The organism is Chryseobacterium tongliaonense, from assembly GCF_041224435.1.
Taxonomy (GTDB): domain Bacteria; phylum Bacteroidota; class Bacteroidia; order Flavobacteriales; family Weeksellaceae; genus Chryseobacterium; species Chryseobacterium tongliaoense.
Genome location: NZ_JBGFFD010000002.1, coordinates 193,504 through 211,868, shown reverse-complemented (window position 1 = coordinate 211,868; position 18,365 = coordinate 193,504). Strand labels below are relative to the sequence as shown.

Sequence of the window (18,365 nt, the reverse complement as noted above, 5' to 3'; positions counted from 1 at the left end):
AAGAGATATTACCCCGGAACAGAGTGCAGAAGTCCTGAAAAGCCTTCCTCTGATTCATTATAAAAAATAAAATAGTATCCGGAAATAATTGAGAAAATAGGATTGCACGCAGAGATGTATTAAAATAAACGATGATTTTTCTTTCACAGGAAAACAATTTTTAGACAGTAAGATTATGAAGCACATTAAATTGATTGTTACAGATATGGACGGAACTTTCCTCAACTCAAATCACGAGATGAGCATGGAGTTTCCGGAAATTTATAAAGAACTCAAGAAAAGAGATATCATTTTTGTTCCTGCGAGCGGAAGACAAATGCCAAGTATCACGCGGTATTTTGGTGATATAGAAAACGAAATAGGCTTTATTGCCGAAAACGGCGGATATGTGGTGTATAAAAATAAAGAGCTTTTTGCAGATAAGCTGCAGCATAATCATATCGTGGATATCATTAAGGCTATCCGTGAAATTCCAAAAGCCAGAGCGGTGCTGTCCGCAAAAAAATATGCTTATTACGAGACTGATGACCAGGATTTTATAGATTTCTTTTCCCAATATTATACGGAAAATCAGAAAAGAGAGGATTTAACTGAAGAAGTCAATGACAGTGCTTTTAAAATTGCGGTTTATCATCCCGACGGTGCTGAAAAATATCTGTATCCCATGCTGAAAAAGTTTGAAGAATTTAATCTGGAAGTTGTGGTTTCAGGGCTTCACTGGCTGGATATCATGAATAAGAATATCAATAAAGGGAATGCCCTGGAAAAACTGCAGAAATCTCTTAATATTTCCCCGCAACAGACGATGGCTTTCGGAGATTATATGAATGATATCGAAATGCTTAAGAAAGCTGAATATTCCTATGCCATGAAAAATGCGCATCCTTCCGTAAAAGAAGCTGCCAATTTTGAAGCCTGTTCCAATGATAGTTTTGGGGTTTTACAGACCATAAAAAAAATATTCGTTTCCTAAAATCATCATTTCAGATTTTTTGTCAGTTGATGTATTTTTTTACCTTTATATGATGCATGATCAGTTGATCCAACTTATTTCCAAAAACGTAAAACTTTCCGATTTGGAGAGAGACCTGTACATTCAATATTTTGAACCTGTCCTGTATCCGAAAAACAGACTGATTGAAGAAGAAGGAAAAATACCGCAATACTTATATTTCGTAGTTTCCGGTTTTGTCCGTCTGTTTCATTACAATGATAAAGGTGATGAGGTGACCACTCACATCAATTGCCCGCCCGGCTTTATTACTTCCTATTCCCACTTTGCTGATCAAAGCCAATCTGATGAAAATCTTGAGTGCATTACCGGATGTGAGCTTTTACGGATTACAAAAAATGATCTTGATCTGCTTACTCAACAAAGTCCTGCATTTAAGGATTTTAGTTTTTTGGTATTTCAGCAATCGCTATCCTATAATGAAAAACGCGCGAAGGAACTGGCAACGCTTACTGCTGAACAGCGTTATTTAAAGCTGATGGAAGAACATCCTGAATTGCTCCACAATGTCCCGATGCAGTACATCGCTTCTTTTCTTGGCATGAACCCAAAAAGTTTGAGCCGTATCCGTAAAAATATCATTAGGTAACATTTGCGAAGTGGTTTTGAATGAGTAAGGCTGAACTTTGCATCATCATTTAAAACCAATGGATATGACAAATAAAAACTTAGTATTGGTGTCCGGCGCCAACGGTCACCTGGGCAACAATCTGGTAAGATTACTGATCAAAAAAGGATTTCAGGTTCGGGCTTCCGTTCGCAACATCAAAAATAAAGACTGTTTCAAGGATCTGGACTGCGAAGTGGTTCAGGCAGATATTACGGACAAAGCATCATTTGTAAAGGCTCTTCAAGGTGTCCATACATTTTATGCCGTAGGTGCTTCATTTAAATTATGGGCCAAAGATCCTAAAAAGGAAATCTACGATGTAAATATGCAGGGAACAAAAAATACAATAGAAGCTGCTGCTGAAGCAGGAGTAAAAAGAATTGTCTACGTAAGTTCTATCGCTGCTCTGGATTACACCAATCTTCCCACTAAAGAAAGTAACGGATACAATCCTGACCGCAGGGATATGTATTACAACTCGAAAAATGACGGTGAAAAACTGGCTTTTCAACTGGCTGAAAAATTGGGAATTGAGCTGGTTTCGGTAATGCCGGCCGCGATGATCGGCAGTGAAGCGTTCCTGCCCCTGAATGTTTCCTATGGAATACTGAAGCTGATTTTGAATAAGCAAATTCCGATGGACACAAAGATCACATTGAATTGGGTCGATGTGAAAGATGTTGCTGAAGGCTGCTGTCTTGCCGCACAAAAAGGGAAACCGGGTGAGCGTTATATTCTGGCCAACGAAAAATGTATGACCATTACCGATACCACCAAACTGGCTCAAAAACTATATCCGGAATTGAAAATCAAAGTGCCGGGCTCTGTTCCTCAATTCGTACTCTATGCCATTGCAGGTTTTATGGAATTTTCAGCTAAAATAAGCGGAAAACCACCTGTATTAACCACAAAAGATATTGCCATGTTTTCCGGATTGCAACAGAATTTTGATATCTCTAAGGCAAGAAATGAATTAGGATTTAATCCGAAAGATCCTGAACAGGCAGTAAAAGAAGCATTGGCCTACCTGATGGACCACCAGGAATTACTTTAAAGGGTATTATGCCTGTACCGTTATGTAATTTCTATCGTTATTATTTCAATATCGCAATATCACCATTTGCGATATTTGATTTTAATGGAAAAATGATTTCTTTTTCTTTGAACTACTTAAAATGGCACATAAAAACAGGTTGATTTACCAAATAAATGGTGTGAAAGGAACAGGTTTTGGGCTAAATGATCAGTCAATTTTATGATATTTAATGAGTAATTCTATAAAATTACGATATATCGTAATTTTTAAAACCGTGGTATGTATTTAATTTGTTGATATTTAATTGATTATAGTTTTAGAATGCTTTTTGAAATTAATTTTGTGAATTTAATTATTAATCAAAATTACAACAATGAGTACTTTAAAACTAAAAGACGGAACAGAGATTTTTTACAAAGACCTTGGAACAGGACAACCTATCATGTTTCACCACGGATGGCCATTATCATCTGACGATTGGGATGCACAGATGATGTTCTTTCTGAAAAAGGGGTATCGTGTAATTGCCCACGATAGAAGAGGCCATGGACGTTCAGGACAGACCCTTTCCGGACACGAAATGGAAACCTATGCTGCAGACGTGGCAGAATTGACTGAATACCTGGATTTAAAAGATGCGATTCATGTTGGCCACTCAACCGGAGGAGGGGAAGTTATCCGCTATGCGAATAAATATGGTAAAGACAGAGTTGCCAAAGCAGTTTTAATCAGTGCGGTTCCGCCGGTTATGGTAAAAAGTGAAAATAATCCTGACGGGGTACCAATGGAAGTTTTCAATGATATCAGAAATCAGACCCTTACCAACAGACAGCAGTTTTATATTGATTTAACTATTCCCTTTTATGGTTACAACAGGGAAGGTGCTGTTGTAAAAGAAGGCATTCAGAGAAACTGGTGGAGACAGGGGATGATGGGAAGTATCTTAGCGCATTATGAATGTATTAAAGCATTTTCGGAAACTGATTTCACGGAAGATCTAAAAGCAGTTGATATCCCGGTTTTAGTATTGCATGGAGAAGATGATCAGATTGTTCCTTATCAAAATGCCGGTGTAAAATCTGCCAGATTGTTGAAAAACGGCCAGCTGATTACTTATCCGGGATTCCCTCATGGAATGCCCACTACGGAAGCTGAAACCATTAACAATGATATATTGGCATTTATAACACAGTAAAACTTAAAATTACTGTTATTTCAATATGCTTAGGGAACAGTGACTTATTCAAATTCATAAACCTATTATGGAAAATTCAAATACAAAAGAATCGGGATTTAATCCTGAAGATTTCTCTATTGTACCGGCCCGTACTTTCGATGAACTAATCATAGGAGAGGTATTCAGAGCTCCAAGCAGAACATTAACGGATGCCCATGCTTCAGCTTTTCAGACGGTATCCTGTGATAACCACCCGATCCATTATGATATGGAATATGCCAAAAGGTACGGACATACAGCTCCGGTTGTACATGGCCTGCAGGTTCTGGCTTTTACTGCACCGGGAGCAACTTTGCTGCCACATTATTTTGGAAGTGTTTTCATTAGCTTTTTAGAACTTTCATGTAATTTCCTGAAGGAGGTTCATTCCGGAGATACACTATATTCTTCGCTCACGATTACAGATCTGCATCCGCAGGGAGATAAAGGGATTGTTACAACAAAAGTAACAGTATACAACCAAAAATCAGAGCTTGTATTGGAAGGTCAGCATAAATATTTATTGAAGCGATAAAATTAGCTTAGATAGTTACAATCTGATCACACTTTTTGAATCTTCTCATTTATTACAAATAAATTTTTCTTTGGGTATGGAGTAGTTAATTTAAAACAAATCTATTCCATGCCTGCAATAGATATGTAAATACATCATCATGAAAATTAAATCAATGATTAGCACTGTCGTTTTATTAACAACACTGCTTATTTCGTGCAATCCGGAAAACAAACCGGAGAGCAAGGCGGAAAACGCAATGAAAGCAAGAGCGGAATATATTGAGGTTGAACCCAATGTAAAGCTTCATGTTACCGATCTTGGTGAGGGAAAGCCCGTTATTTTGATCCACGGATATCCGTTAAGTGATGCCTCATGGGAATATCAATATCACCCTCTTATAAAAGCAGGTTATCGTGTAATTGGAATCACATTGAGAGGTTTTGGACAGTCAGACAAACCTTACGGGAAATATAATTATGATCAGTTTGCTGCTGATATCAAAGCTGTTCTTGATAAATTGGAAATTAAGGATGCTACATTAGGAGGGCATTCTATGGGTGGAGCGATTGCACTGCATTATGTTGCAAAATATAACAGTGCTCATATAAGCAAATTGGCATTATTTTCAGCTGCGGCACCCTGCCATACTAAAAAAGCGGATTACCCTTATCCATTTTTCACCAAAGAAGATATCTCGAAGTGGATTGAGTTAAATAATACAGACAGACCGGCATTGCTGGCAGCTGTGGGTGAAAAATTTGTTTTATCACCAACGTCTGTCTCTCCGGGAATCGGAGCATGGTTAGGAAATATTGAAATGCAGTCATCTCCATATGCTATGGAACAGGCATTAATAGCTTTAAGAGACGAAGATTTGAGAGGCGATCTTCCAAGAATTAAAATTCCCACTTTAATTCTGCATGCGAAGCAGGACCAAATCGTGTCTTATGCATTGGCCGAACAAATGCATAAAGGTATTTCAGGCTCTCAATTAGTGCCGTTTTACAATAGTGGGCATGCTTCATTTCTGGAAGAAAAAGATAAATTCAATGCAGAATTCATCAAATTTTTGAAACAGTAAATAACAGCAACTGCCTGTGGGGAAATATAGGCAGTTGATCTTTCTCCAACTAATAATAACAAATAAATAAACTTTTATGAAACCATCAACAAAATTGCTTTCTCCGGATAATCATGCCTTGGTATTGATCGATTTTGAAGGCCAAATGGCATTTGCGACGAAAAGCATTTCTATGAATGAACTACGAAATAATGTTGCTGTAGTTTGTGGAGCATCCAAAATATTTAATATACCAACCATTGTAACCACAGTTGCTGAAGAAAGCTTTGCAGGACCCGTTTTTCCGGAAATTGAGGAAACATATCCGATAGCAACTTCAGGATATATCGACAGGACGACAATGAATACCTGGGAAGACGAAGCGGCATATAAAGCAATCACAGGAACCCAGAAACAGAAACTGGTTTTTGCAGGATTATGGACCGGCGTATGCATCGTAGGACCTGCCCTGTCAGCACTTGAAGAAAATTATGATGTATATGTAATCACTGATGCCTGCGGTGATGTAAGCGATGAGGCCCACGAAAGAGCTATTCAGAGAATGATTCATGCAGGAGTAAAACCCATGACTTCAATCCAGTATATTTTAGAACTTCAGAGAGATTGGGCTCGTCAGGAAACCTATGTTCCCGTAACAAATCTGATGAAAAAATACGGCGGTTCTTACGGATTGGGAATTCACTATGCCCATCATATGCTGAATCATTAATATGTATATACAATTTTCAATGTTGAAATCTGCATTTTCCATATCGTTTTTAAAGATTGCCGTATTTCTGATTTTTTTATATTCTGATAATTTATCAGCCCAGAGTTTTAAGCTTTTGCGTTACGATGAAAATTATGAATATTTAAAGGACTCTGCAGATGGTTTTTATAATAAGGTTAAATTTCTTCCACTCAATGAAAAGAAGAATATGTATTTGTCTTTTGGTGGTGAAGTGCGGTATGAATATGTGGATTTCAACAACGAAGATTGGGGCAGGCTGAATATAGGGCACAACAATTTCTTTCTGCAGCGGTATGACGTGCATTCGGATCTGCATTTAGGAAAAAATATCAGGATATTTTCACAAGTTCGAAGTGTTTTACAGAATGGAAGAAAAAACGGTTCCAGAGGAATTGATGAAGATCAGTTGAGCATTCAGAATCTCTTCGTAGATGCCAATTTGATTAACAAAGCAGATCAAAAACTGATATTCAGATTGGGACGACAGGAACTGGATTATGGCTCGGGGAGATTAATTTCCGTAAGAGAAGGGCCGAATGCAAGACTTTCTTTTACCGGGGCAAAAATCATGTTTTCCCATAAAAATATTTCTGTAGATGCCTTTGCTATGATGGCAGACAGCATCAATACCGGAGTTTTCGATAATAAAATTTCAAAACAGCTCAATCTTTGGGGCGTCTATTCTAAAATCATTATTCCCAAAGCCGGAAATCTCGATTTGTACTATATCGGAATTCGAAGAGATGAATCCGTTTTTGAAGCGGGAATAGCTAAAGAAAAACGTCACACCATTGGCGGAAGACTTTGGAAGTATGGCGGTGGATTTATCTATAATCTTGAGGCTGCCTATCAGTTCGGAGGCTTTGGAAATGAAGATATCAGTGCGTGGACAGGCTCTGTAGATATAGGATATCTGTTTGAAAACATAAAATTCAAACCGAGTATCAACCTGAGAAACGATTATATTTCCGGAGATCAGTCCAAAGAAGACAGAAAGCTTAATACATTTAATCCTTTATATCCGAAAGGCGGGTATTTTGGCTTCAGTCCACAGGTTGGCCCGGTCAATTTAATTGATATTCATCCTTATGCAACCATAGATTTGACGTCTAAACTAAAAATGCAGGCAGATGTCGTTTTCAACTGGCGATATTCCCTGGATGACGGAGTTTATCGACCAAGCGGAGCTTTGAACCGCCCTGGAAGCAGCTCAGGCAAAAGATATATCGGGACAGCTTATTTAACCGGTTTCACATACGTTTTTAACAGATTTTTCACTCTGGTGAGCGGACTTCAGTATTTCCGGAAAGGAGCTTTTATCGAAGATATTATTCCGGATGCAAAAAGCGGTGTCTTTTATAATATCCGGTTAGGATTCAAATTTTAATCATTACTAAAATCATTTATTATGCAAAATTCAATTTCAAAATACATCAATTGGTCTAAAGCAGTGTTTACTGCATTTGTTTTGGCAAGTTCAGCGATCAATTTCGTTTCAGCACAAACAACTGAAACAAAAACTACAATTGGAACCACAAAAATATGGGGAACAGTCGATGGTATTTCTGTTCAGGGGCTCGTTCAGGGGCCTTCTGCAGCAGTAGCTGATCTTCAGATTGCCTGTGTTTTCGAATACACAGAAGGTGATATTTTCAATCCGCCTGCACTTCCCAAAGAATTGAACGGGATGATTCATTTGGATGAAGCCTTAAAGGGAATTATCACTGATGTCAGAAAAACCGGTAAATTCAAAGGTCACGCATTGGAAACATTATTAATCACTCCGCCAAAAGGAAGTTTAGCATCTAAAAAACTGCTGTTAATAGGATTGGGAAACAGAAACTCTTTTGACGCCGGTTTGATGAAAGAAGTGGGAAGCGTGGCAATGCGGGAAGCGTTAAAGTTGCAGGTGAAAACCGTTTCTTTTGCGAGTGATATTAAAGATGCCGGAATAGATTCTCCGACAGCTTTAGTTGCGGAAAATGTGGTCTTGGGAGCTTTTGATGCGTACCGGGCCCAAACCTATTTAAACGCCCAACATTTATCTGATAAAATCAAGCTCCAAAAGCTGATTTTGCTGGCAGGACCTTCATTTTTCACCGTTGCCGGAGGAGGTATTCAGGAGGCGATTTCAAAACTGAACAGCAAATAATTGGTGATGAAAGCAGATCTTATTTTATACAATGGGAAGGTTCACAGTTTCAATAAAGAAACGCCTGATATTTCCGCAGTAGCGATTAAAGAAGGTAAAATCATTGCTGTAGGAAATGACGGATTAACAGATCAGGTTGCAAATGAATCTACGGTAATGATTGATCTTAAAAAGAAAAGAGTTGTTCCTGGAATTAATGATTCTCATATTCATTTGATTCGTGGCGGATTAAATTATAATCTTGAATTAAGATGGGACGGAGTTCCTTCTTTAGCTGATGCGCTCCGGATGCTGAAAGATCAGGTAGACCGTACACCTTCACCACAATGGGTGCGTGTAGTGGGGGGCTGGTCAGAATTTCAGTTTGCGGAAAGAAGGATGCCAACCCTGCAGGAAATCAATGCCATTGCCCCTGAAACACCTGTTTTTATTCTGCATTTATATGACAGAGCTTTAATGAATAGAGCTGCACTAAAAACAGTTGGTTTTAACAAAAATACCCCTGCTCCCGTTGGCGGACATATTGAAAGAGATGCCAACGGAGAACCGACGGGATTGATTATCGCAACTCCAAATGCAATGATCTTATATTCTACCTTAGCTCGGGGACCGAAACTCTCGTATGAACATCAGCTGAATTCCACGAGGCATTTTATGAAAGAATTAAACCGTTTCGGAATTACCAGTGTAATAGATGCAGGAGGTGGTTTTCAGAATTTTCCGGATGATTATCAAGTGGTGAATGAGCTGAATGAGAAAAAACAATTAACGGTAAGAATTGCCTATAATTTATTTACCCAAAAGCCTAAACACGAATTCGAAGATTTCAGCGAATGGATTGATATGGTAAAATTATATCAGGGAGATGATATGTACCGTCACAACGGAGCGGGAGAGATGTTGGTCTTTTCAGCAGCAGATTTTGAAGACTTTTTACAGCCAAGACCGGATTTGCCTGAAAATATGGAAGCCGATCTCGAAAAAGTGGTTCGGCTATTAGTGGAAAATCGCTGGCCTTTCAGGCTCCATGCAACATATAATGAAAGCATCACCAGATTTTTAAATGTATTTGAAAAAGTAAACCGGGATATTCCTTTCAACGGGCTTCCCTGGATTTTCGATCACGCTGAAACCATTGATGAAAAAAATATTGAACGGGTAAAAATGCTCGGTGGAGGAATTGCCATCCAGAGCAGAATGGCTTATCAGGGCGAATATTTTACAGATCATTATGGTACAACCGCAGCAGAAAACACACCACCTGTCAAAAAAATGCTGGAAATGGAAGTTCCTGTTGGTGGGGGTTCGGATGCAACGAGAGTAAGCAGTTATAATCCATGGATTTCAATGTATTGGTTAACGGTAGGAAAAACGGTTGGCGGGCTTCAATTATACCACGAAACAGTGTTGGATAGAGCAACCGCATTGGAATTATATACAAAAGGTAGTGCATGGTTTTCCCAGGAGCAGCAGAAAAAAGGAGATATTCAGGTAGGAATGTTTGCCGATTTGGCAGTTCTTAATCAGGATTATTTCAGTGTTGATGATGAAGAAATTAAAAACATTGAAGCGGAAATGACGGTCGTAGATGGAAAAATTGTCTATGCAAAAGGTGAGTTTTCATCATTTGCACCGCCATCAGTTCCTGTTTTCCCGGACTGGTCGCCAACCAATCTCTATAATGGATATTATCCCGTGGGCGGACATTTCCAGACAGAGATTGAGAAAAATATAAAATCAGAATTTAAAGCACCTTTAACTTCACAGGTTCACAATTGTGCAGGAAGTTGTGACGTTCACCATCATAACCATGATCATGCGAGAATGAGTAATCTTCCGGTTAATAATTATCATGCATTTTGGGGTGCTCTGGGCTGTTCGTGTTTTGCTTTTTAAATAAAAAATATGGAAATTTTAAAACAGATCCTTTCATCGGATTTAGGCTCATCATTTAATGATATTGCTGTTCTGATCTTTAGAATACTTTTAGGAATCGAGCTGTTCAGCGTTCATGGACTAAAAAAATTCAGATTAGAAAATGGTCAGAAAGAAATTATTCCCAACCCTCTCGGACTTCCCAGTAAAATGAATGCTTTGGTGGCTTCATTTGCAGATCTGGTTGTTCCTTTTTTAATCATTTTAGGATTGGGAACAAGGCTCGCGGTTTTACCCACAATTGGAGTTACGGCAATCGGATATTTTGTGGTTCACAGAAAAGATTCTCCCGAAGTTCGCGACGTTCCTTTTATGTACACCTTATCATTATTACTCCTTCTTGCACTTGGTGCAGGAAAATATTCACTCGATTATTATTTATTAAATATACTTTAAAATGAAAACTTCAATTGGAATTAAAAATGGAAACTTAGCGAAAGTTGCTGAAGTATTGGTTCAAACATTAGCAGATGAATTTGTACTGTACACAAAAACAAAAAAGGCACACTGGAATGTGGAAGGGGCAGATTTTTATAACAAGCATTTGTTTTTTGAAGCCCAGTATAAGCAGTTAGATGAAATCACGGACAGCATCGCAGAAAGAATCAGGATGTTAGGTCATTATGCACCCGCAACATTAAGGGAATATCTTACATTGACCCATTTGTCGGAACATCATTTAGAGGCAAATGACAGTCTGACTTATATGAAGGAGCTTTTGTCTGATCATGAAAGTATTGTGATTCATCTTCGTGAAAACATAGAAAATTTTGCTGTCGAATTTAAGGATGCAGGAACCAGTGACTACATAACCGGATTACTGGAAACTCACGAAAAGATGGCCTGGATGCTACGCTCACATTTAAAATAAGCAGTATGGAACTTAAAAATAATATAGGTTTTGTCACATTGCTGCTGACTATGATTGCCGGATATTGCGATACGGTGACCTTTGTAGCTGCAGATTCTGTTTTTTCAGCGCATGTTACAGGAAACTTTATTGTATTTGCATATCAGTTCGTAAAAGGATCCGATATTCATGCATGGGTGAAGCTGCTCACTTTTCCGGTTTTTATTCTGGCGGTAATTGCAGGTGGACGAATTGCCTACAAATTCACGAATCATTACACTATTTTATTCTGGGAAGGGTTTATATTGTTGTTAAGCGGAACTCTTGTCGCCACATTAAATTACTTAGGCGTTTTTACAGGATGGATGATGTATGCCGTTGCTATGACAGCTGTTTTTGCGATGGGACTTCAGAATGCCTTCGGGAAATTGTATGCTAAAGAAACGCATGGGCCCACTACCATGATGACCGGGAATGTTACCCAGGCCTCTCTGGATGTCGGGAATTTATTAAAGAATGGCTTTAATGACCCTGATGCACTGGCCAGCTTAAAGAAACAGCTGATTACCATTTTAGGTTTTTTAGTAGGATGTTTTTTAGGTGCTTTTGCGGGAAAACAATTTGGTCTTGTAATGTTGGCCTGGCCGGGTTTGGCAATGATCATCTGTTATCTTTATCACCGTAAAATCTAGTCATAAAAACTGGTAAATAATTGGATAATGAATTATCTTTAAAAAATGAATTTTACTTTTTACTTTTTTAATAGAAATCCACTAAAGATATTTTGTTTTTCATGGGTTTTGATGTTTGCAGGCATTACCCTGAAAGCTCAGGTCAGGGAAAACCCCGCACTATTGAGAAAGCAGATTTCCTCATCGAAGAACAATGCCCAAAAAACAGCCTTATTACTGAGATTGAGTGATTATTATATAAGCAAAAAAGGGGAACTGAAATCAGATCTCGACAGTGCGGAAATTCTCAACAAAGAAGCTAATCTGTTGATTGTGAAAACCGGTGATAAGCTGAACAAAGGGAAATCAATATTTCTGGAGGCTAAAATTGATAAAGAAAGAAAAAATAAGATGGCTGCTTTTTCAAAAATGAAAGCGGCTGTCAATTATTTTGAAAAAAATAAAATGATCAAGGAGGCCGGTGAAGGGTATGAAGAGCTTTCCTTTATGTATGATAATGATCCCAAAAATCTGGATACAAAAATCAAGCTTAAAGAAAAAGCGCTCAGTCTTTTTAAAAATTCAGGGGCAAAATTGCAGCAGGGTTCCGTCTTAAAAGATTTAGGAGAGCTTTATAATCTGATGGAAGCTCCGGATAAGTCCATACCATTGCTTAAAGAGTCTTTGGTAACGTATCAGTCTGTCAGGTTTAAAGAATTGCAGGGTGTTTATAACTTGCTTTCCCAGGCTGAGGTTCAGAAGGCCAATTATGAAGAGGCTTTACGGTATGGGCTTTTAGCGGAGAAAACGGCTATGAGTCTTAATGATAACTCTTTGCAGATGAGTTCCATATACAATCATATAGGACTGGTTTATTATTACCTGCGTCAAAATGATGATGCCATGAAATATTGGAAAAAATCATTAGCGGTTGCGAAAAAAAATAAAGATAACGGCTATATACGAACGGTTGCCAACAATATTTCGACAATGTTGATCAGGCAAAAGAAATTCGATCAGGCTATTACGATGATCAAAGAATATAAAGTACGTTATCCGATTGCCGATCAGGAGTTTGAAATGACCGAAAATTATATACTATTCAGCACTTATACGATTTTAAAACAATTCAAGAATGCCGAGATTTATTATAAAAAACTGGTGGCTCATTACGGGGAAGATGCTGATAAAAATAACAAGCAGATGTCTTTATTGAGAGGGTTTATTTTTTATCATTATCAGACCAAAAACTATGATAAAATGTATCGTGAGGCCAAGCTTTTTGATTCGATAGCCCAAAATAACGGAAATGAGATGTTGCGGTCGGAAAATTATTTAATCTGGTTTAAAGCTGATTCAACACAAGGTAGATATCTGGATGCAATCAGGCATTATCAGTTATATAAAAAGTTTTCGGATTCTGTTTTCAATGGTGAAAAAAGTAAGCAGATCAGCAGCTTGAAGATTCAATTTGAAACAGATCAGAAAGATAAAAATATAGAATTATTAACCCAAAAAGGAAAATTACAGGATACCCAGATTGCGAATGATACATTTATCAAATATGTTTTTGTCGGAAGTATTGTAGTCCTTATTCTTTTTGCGGCATTACTTTACAATCGTTCAAGAGTAAAGAGTCAGGCAAATAAAAAGCTTGAATTAAAACGTCAGCAGATTGACGAACAGAATGAAATGCTGAAAAAACTGCTTTCCGAAAAAGAATGGTTATTAAAAGAAATACATCACAGGGTGAAAAACAACCTGCAGATTGTGATTAGTCTTTTGAATACACAGTCGGCTTATCTGGATAATGAAGATGCTTTAATGGCAATTCAGAATAGCCAGCACAGAATGCATGCCATGTCTTTGATTCATCAGAAGCTGTATCAGTCCGATAACCTTTCAACGATAGATATTTCGTGGTATATTTATGAATTGATCGGCTATATCAGAGAATGCTATTCTGCAGAGAAGGTCATTAATTTTTCAATTGATACTGAAAAGGTTTTTCTGGATGTTTCGCAGGCTGTACCGTTGGGGCTCATCGTCAATGAAGCGGTAAATAATACGGTGAAATATGCATTCCCTGACAATGAAAAAGGTGAAGTATTGGTTTCTTTCAAAAATACCGGAAGAGATTTTTATGAACTTATTATTTCAGATAACGGGGTTGGGCTTCCGGAAAATTTTGATATTGATGAAACTGAATCTCTCGGAATGAATCTCATGAGAGGATTGGCAGAGCAGCTGGACGGAACTTTTTTGCTCGAGAACAGTAAAGGTTTAAAAATAATAATCACCTTTAGAAAAAATATAGAGATTGACGCTTCAAAATAAGAAGTTGAAATTTTAAATCAAAATGAAAGAAAAAATTTTAATTGTAGAAGATGAATTTATCGTAGCTAATGATCTTAAGATTATGCTGAGAAAAGCGGGATATCAGATTACCGGTATTGCCTCTTCGGTAGTTCAGGCCAGAAAATTAATTGCAGATGATAAGCCGAATTGGGTGCTTCTTGATATTATGCTGAAAGGTGATCTTACAGGAATAGATCTTGCGTGGGAACTCCGTGAAATACATTTACCCTTTCTCTATATTTCAGCGAATACCAATCAGTCGACGCTGGAAGCCGTAAAAGAAACCCAACCTTACGGATTTATGGTTAAACCCTTTCGCGAACGTGATCTGATCGTTATGCTTGATATTGCAAAATATCGGTTTAATCTTGAGAAAGGAATTGATTCTGAAAAGAAGACGAATCATGACAGCATTGAAGGAATTATTGGAAAAAGCAGTGCACTTGAAGATGTTATTGAAAAAATAAGAGTGGTGGCACCTACTGATACCTCAGTTCTTGTCGTGGGCGAGAGCGGAACCGGCAAAGAAAAAGTGGCCCAGTCGGTCCATGCGCTTTCAAACCGCAGTGCCCAGCCTCTTGTTGTGGTCAACTGTGCAGCATTACCTCATTCGCTCATTGAGTCAGAACTTTTCGGGCATGATAAAGGAAGTTTTACAGGTGCCGATACTCAGAGAATCGGGAAATTTGAACAGGCCAATGGCGGAACAGTTTTTCTCGATGAAATAGGGGAGTTACCGCTGGATTCTCAGGTAAAGCTTTTACGGGTCTTGCAGGAGAAAGAAATTGAACGTCTGGGTGGCAATAAAACCATTAAGGTAAATGTAAGGATTGTGGCAGCAACAAACCGTTCCTTGGAAAAAGAAGTCGCTGAAGGAAGATTCAGGCTGGATCTGTATTACCGGCTGAATGTTTTTCCGATAGAGCTGCCCCCTTTGAGAGAAAGAAAAGAAGATATCGAATTGTTGGCCAATTTTTTCTTAAACAAATATGCTACAGCTTCGAAGCGAAATATCACTTCAATAGCCGAAAGAGCGTTGCACCAGTTGTATGACTACCATTGGCCGGGAAATATACGGGAGCTGGAACATCTTATAGAAAGAAGTGTCCTTTTGGCAAAGACAACAGAAATTGAAAATTTTGATCTTCCGAAAAATATAGAAAAGCTTTCTGAAACTCCGGGACCGTTAAAATCGATGGAAGAAATGGAAAGAGACCATATTATAAGTGCTTTACAAAGTTCCAACGGAAAGGTTTCAGGGATAGGTGGTGCGGCAGAACTATTAAAGCTCCAGCCCCAAACGCTTTATTCTAAAATGAAAAAACTGGGAATTGACAAAGGGTATAAATAATCTCAGGTAAAGAAAAACAGCTTAAAATTTTTATGTTTTAAAATCACTTATCGATAAAGTGAAGCATTTTTTGTGCAATAAAAAGAAGAAAATTATGGAAAAAGAAACAGTTAGAATTGAAGGATTTAGTGATGCTGTCTTTGCAATAGCGGTAACTCTTTTAGTTTTAGATCTTCACGTACCGGAAAAAAATCTAATAAAAAATGGAAATGATCTCCTGCTTTTTGTAAAGAATCAATGGCCCGAATTTTTGGCATTTATTCTTTCATTTTTCAGTATTTTCATAATGTGGGTCAATCATCATAAGATTTTCAAGCAGATCTATAGCCGTAATTCAGCTGTTATGTTTGCCAATGGTCTAATTCTCTTTCTGGTTTCTACTGTTTCTTACCCTACCGCTTTATTGGCAAGATATTTTAATGGGGAGGCTTCTTCAGTGGTTGTGGCTATGTATACGGGGATCTTTGTTCTGATCAACTTCGCCTATAATTTACTCTGGTTTTTAGCCAGTCGTAACAAGAAGCTTTTACGTCCGGGAATTACGAACGCCGCTATAAGAAAGATCCGCAACAATTATCTGTATGGCTTTCCGATTTATCTTATTGCATTGCTTTTTTCTTTCCGGATCCCTGTTGTTGCTTTAATTATAATTTTAGGATTATGGGTATTTTGGGCGTTATCATCGGGGAAAATTGAAATGAGTATTAATAAACCGGAAATAGACTGAAGGCGGGGTTAAATTAATTTTCAATATAAATTCTATTATTTATTTTTTAAAATAATATTCTTTTTTTATTCCGAGCTTCTGCATTTTGGAAATGAGAGTTGTTGGGCGTAATCCTAATAATAAAGCCGCTCCCTGTGGTCCGAAAATCCGGCCGTTACATTTTTCGACAATTTGTAGAATATGCTCTTTCTCCACCTGCTGCAATGTCTTAATCTGAAAATCCTGGTCCGTATCTTTGGCATTAAAAGCCTTTGGAATATCGATTGTCCTGATCATGTTATCTTTTGCGGTAAGGATGCTTCTTTCGATCGTGTTTTCAAGCTCTCGAATGTTTCCGGGCCATGGATTCTTGCTCATTGCATTCATTACTTTTTGAGAAAAGCCGTTGATTTTTTTACCTGTCTTCAGATTGAGCTTTTCCAGGAAATAATCTGCCAGTAATGGGATGTCTTCTTTCCTGTCGCGTAATGCAGATAAATGAATAGGGAAAACATTCAGCCGGTGATACAGATCCAGCCTGAATCTTCCTTCGGCAACTTCTTTTTCTAAAACTCTGTTAGTAGCTGCGACAATCCTTACATTTACCTTAATGGTTTTATTTCCGCCGATTCTTTCAATTTGTTTTTCCTGTAAAACTCTCAGTAATCTTCCCTGGAGCGAAAAAGGAAGTTCTCCGATCTCGTCAAGGAAAATAGTACTGTTATCTGCCTGTTCAAATTTTCCTTTTCGTTGGGCCGTAGCACCGGTAAAACTTCCTTTTTCATGCCCGAAAAGTTCGCTTTCAATAAGATTGGCAGGAATAGCAGCGCAATTAATTCTGATCATGGGTCTGTGAGCCAAAGAAGAAAGGTCATGGATGGCTTGTGCTATAAGTTCTTTCCCTGTTCCTGTTTCTCCGTAAATAATCACGTTAGATTGGGAAGGGGCAATCCGGGTGATTTGCTGATAAATCTGCTGCATAATTTCACTTTCCCCGATGATCCCATTAAAACCTTTCTTATTTATTTTCTCTTTTTTAACAGGATCAGTGTCTTTCTGAGAATCTGAAACGGAAATGTCAGGCATATCAAGCTTCTCAGAGAAAGAAATATTTCTTATCGTGATGGATAGCTGGGTAGAAACACCTCTTAATATTCTTTCTAATCGGTCATTGAATTCTGTGGAATTTTTATAAAAAAGGAAAATCACATTCTTATGGTTTCCGACAGGAGGTAAGCAAAAGCCTATTGCAGTATGCATTCCCAGTTTCTTTGCAGACATAAAGTAAGATGGTAATGTTTTCTTTTCAGAGAAATCATTAAGATAGAAAATAACAGGTTCTGATGATTGCATGCATTGCTCGAAATAAATATCTGGTGAATTGAGATAATAGTCATTTTTTCCGCTGGTCACAGAACTGTAAAAAATATACTGTTCATCATTATTTGCAGTAAGAATGCTAAGATCATTAAACAGGAATTCATTTTTAAAGGATTGATTTAATACAAGATCGAGGTGTTTTTTATCTAAGACTTTAGCAAAAGCCATCGTTATAGAGGAAATTACCTGCTGATCTTTCTGCATTTCCTGAAGCCGATTTATTAAATCGGTGTGCTGATCAGACTGTTTACTCATAAAGGTCTATTGATTGAAAGTTTAAAGATAGGAAAACGACACAGATATATTGACCTAAAAAGAACTTTTGTTAAGCCGGGAATTTTTATTTTGGTAACTATATACTATTTTACACTCAATCATTTTTTAAGGCAAAGTTTTTAAATTCGACTGCTATATTTTATGGAAAACAAAGAAAAGCAGCAAACCTGTAATTAAGCATTCTTTTAATAAAAAATTTTGCCCTTCTTAGATAGGTCCGATTCATAATTTTTCTTTGCGATATAAAAACCGATCGTTAAAAGAAACCGGAAACAATAAGTGTAAAATAATACATAGTTACACGTGTTGTACATTTTGAATCCTTGTATTTCGAAAATAAGTGGAACGCCTTTGTTTATCTTATTTTCAAACAGTTAAAATCAAGTCTTGTCTTTCTTTGCGTTTTAAATTATCGCAAGGCTGTACAAAGTTTCTTATATAAAATGATCTCTCATAAAGATAAGCAAAGACATTTCATTTAAAA

18 protein-coding genes are annotated in these 18,365 nt (G+C 37.6%); 17 read left to right on the top strand and 1 reads right to left on the bottom strand.

The features are described 5' to 3' along the window. The 17 genes from AB8P06_RS05305 to AB8P06_RS05225 form a co-directional block, all read left to right on the top strand. Positions 1-70, top strand: a 70-nt coding sequence (locus tag AB8P06_RS05305; protein ID WP_369840039.1) for a hypothetical protein, incomplete at its 5' end; no start/stop codon positions are given. A gap of 105 nt (positions 71-175) precedes the next feature. Next, positions 176-973, top strand: a complete 798-nt coding sequence (locus AB8P06_RS05300; protein ID WP_369838886.1) for a Cof-type HAD-IIB family hydrolase — start codon at positions 176-178, stop codon at positions 971-973. Positions 974-1,022: 49 nt separating this feature from the next. After that, positions 1,023-1,601 carry a Crp/Fnr family transcriptional regulator gene (locus AB8P06_RS05295; RefSeq protein WP_369838883.1) on the top strand — a complete coding sequence of 193 codons (579 nt, stop codon included), beginning with the start codon at positions 1,023-1,025 and terminating at the stop codon, positions 1,599-1,601. A 64-nt stretch (positions 1,602-1,665) separates the two neighbouring features. Continuing rightward, positions 1,666-2,676, top strand: coding sequence for an NAD-dependent epimerase/dehydratase family protein (locus tag AB8P06_RS05290; RefSeq protein WP_369838880.1), 1,011 nt, complete (start codon positions 1,666-1,668; stop codon positions 2,674-2,676). A 355-nt stretch (positions 2,677-3,031) separates the two neighbouring features. After that, positions 3,032-3,853, top strand: coding sequence for an alpha/beta fold hydrolase (locus AB8P06_RS05285; protein ID WP_369838877.1), 822 nt, complete (start codon positions 3,032-3,034; stop codon positions 3,851-3,853). A 67-nt stretch (positions 3,854-3,920) separates the two neighbouring features. Further along, the gene (locus AB8P06_RS05280) at positions 3,921-4,409 is read left to right on the top strand and encodes a MaoC family dehydratase (RefSeq protein ID WP_369838875.1); all 489 of its coding nucleotides are present in this window, start codon (positions 3,921-3,923) and stop codon (positions 4,407-4,409) included. A gap of 139 nt (positions 4,410-4,548) precedes the next feature. Next, positions 4,549-5,472: an alpha/beta fold hydrolase gene (locus AB8P06_RS05275; RefSeq protein ID WP_369838872.1), complete on the top strand. Its 924-nt coding sequence runs from the start codon at positions 4,549-4,551 to the stop codon at positions 5,470-5,472. Between the two features lie 76 nt (positions 5,473-5,548). Beyond that, positions 5,549-6,181 carry a hydrolase gene (locus AB8P06_RS05270; RefSeq protein ID WP_369838869.1) on the top strand — a complete coding sequence of 211 codons (633 nt, stop codon included), beginning with the start codon at positions 5,549-5,551 and terminating at the stop codon, positions 6,179-6,181. 1 nt (position 6,182) lies between these two features. Next, the gene (locus AB8P06_RS05265) at positions 6,183-7,589 is read left to right on the top strand and encodes an alginate export family protein (RefSeq protein WP_369838866.1); all 1,407 of its coding nucleotides are present in this window, start codon (positions 6,183-6,185) and stop codon (positions 7,587-7,589) included. Between the two features lie 21 nt (positions 7,590-7,610). Beyond that, complete coding sequence (locus AB8P06_RS05260) at positions 7,611-8,354, top strand: M17 family peptidase N-terminal domain-containing protein (protein WP_369838864.1); 744 nt, start codon at positions 7,611-7,613, stop codon at positions 8,352-8,354. 6 nt (positions 8,355-8,360) lie between these two features. Continuing rightward, positions 8,361-10,250, top strand: coding sequence for an amidohydrolase (locus tag AB8P06_RS05255; RefSeq protein ID WP_369838861.1), 1,890 nt, complete (start codon positions 8,361-8,363; stop codon positions 10,248-10,250). Positions 10,251-10,259: 9 nt separating this feature from the next. Continuing rightward, the gene (locus tag AB8P06_RS05250) at positions 10,260-10,685 is read left to right on the top strand and encodes a DoxX family protein (RefSeq protein ID WP_369838858.1); all 426 of its coding nucleotides are present in this window, start codon (positions 10,260-10,262) and stop codon (positions 10,683-10,685) included. Between the two features lies 1 nt (position 10,686). Then, positions 10,687-11,160 carry a Dps family protein gene (locus AB8P06_RS05245; protein WP_369838855.1) on the top strand — a complete coding sequence of 158 codons (474 nt, stop codon included), beginning with the start codon at positions 10,687-10,689 and terminating at the stop codon, positions 11,158-11,160. Between the two features lie 5 nt (positions 11,161-11,165). Continuing rightward, positions 11,166-11,831: a YoaK family protein gene (locus AB8P06_RS05240; protein ID WP_369838853.1), complete on the top strand. Its 666-nt coding sequence runs from the start codon at positions 11,166-11,168 to the stop codon at positions 11,829-11,831. A 45-nt stretch (positions 11,832-11,876) separates the two neighbouring features. Further along, entirely contained in the window at positions 11,877-14,147 is a 2,271-nt protein-coding gene (locus tag AB8P06_RS05235; protein WP_369838850.1) for a tetratricopeptide repeat-containing sensor histidine kinase, read from the top strand. Positions 14,148-14,169: 22 nt separating this feature from the next. Beyond that, positions 14,170-15,519, top strand: a complete 1,350-nt coding sequence (locus tag AB8P06_RS05230; RefSeq protein ID WP_369838847.1) for a sigma-54-dependent transcriptional regulator — start codon at positions 14,170-14,172, stop codon at positions 15,517-15,519. Between the two features lie 94 nt (positions 15,520-15,613). Further along, positions 15,614-16,246 carry a TMEM175 family protein gene (locus AB8P06_RS05225; protein ID WP_369838844.1) on the top strand — a complete coding sequence of 211 codons (633 nt, stop codon included), beginning with the start codon at positions 15,614-15,616 and terminating at the stop codon, positions 16,244-16,246. A 39-nt stretch (positions 16,247-16,285) separates the two neighbouring features. Here the strand turns inward: AB8P06_RS05225 and AB8P06_RS05220 are convergent, their stop codons facing one another. After that, the gene (locus AB8P06_RS05220) at positions 16,286-17,860 is read right to left on the bottom strand and encodes a sigma-54 interaction domain-containing protein (protein WP_369838842.1); all 1,575 of its coding nucleotides are present in this window, start codon (positions 17,858-17,860) and stop codon (positions 16,286-16,288) included. Positions 17,861-18,365 lie beyond the last annotated feature (505 nt).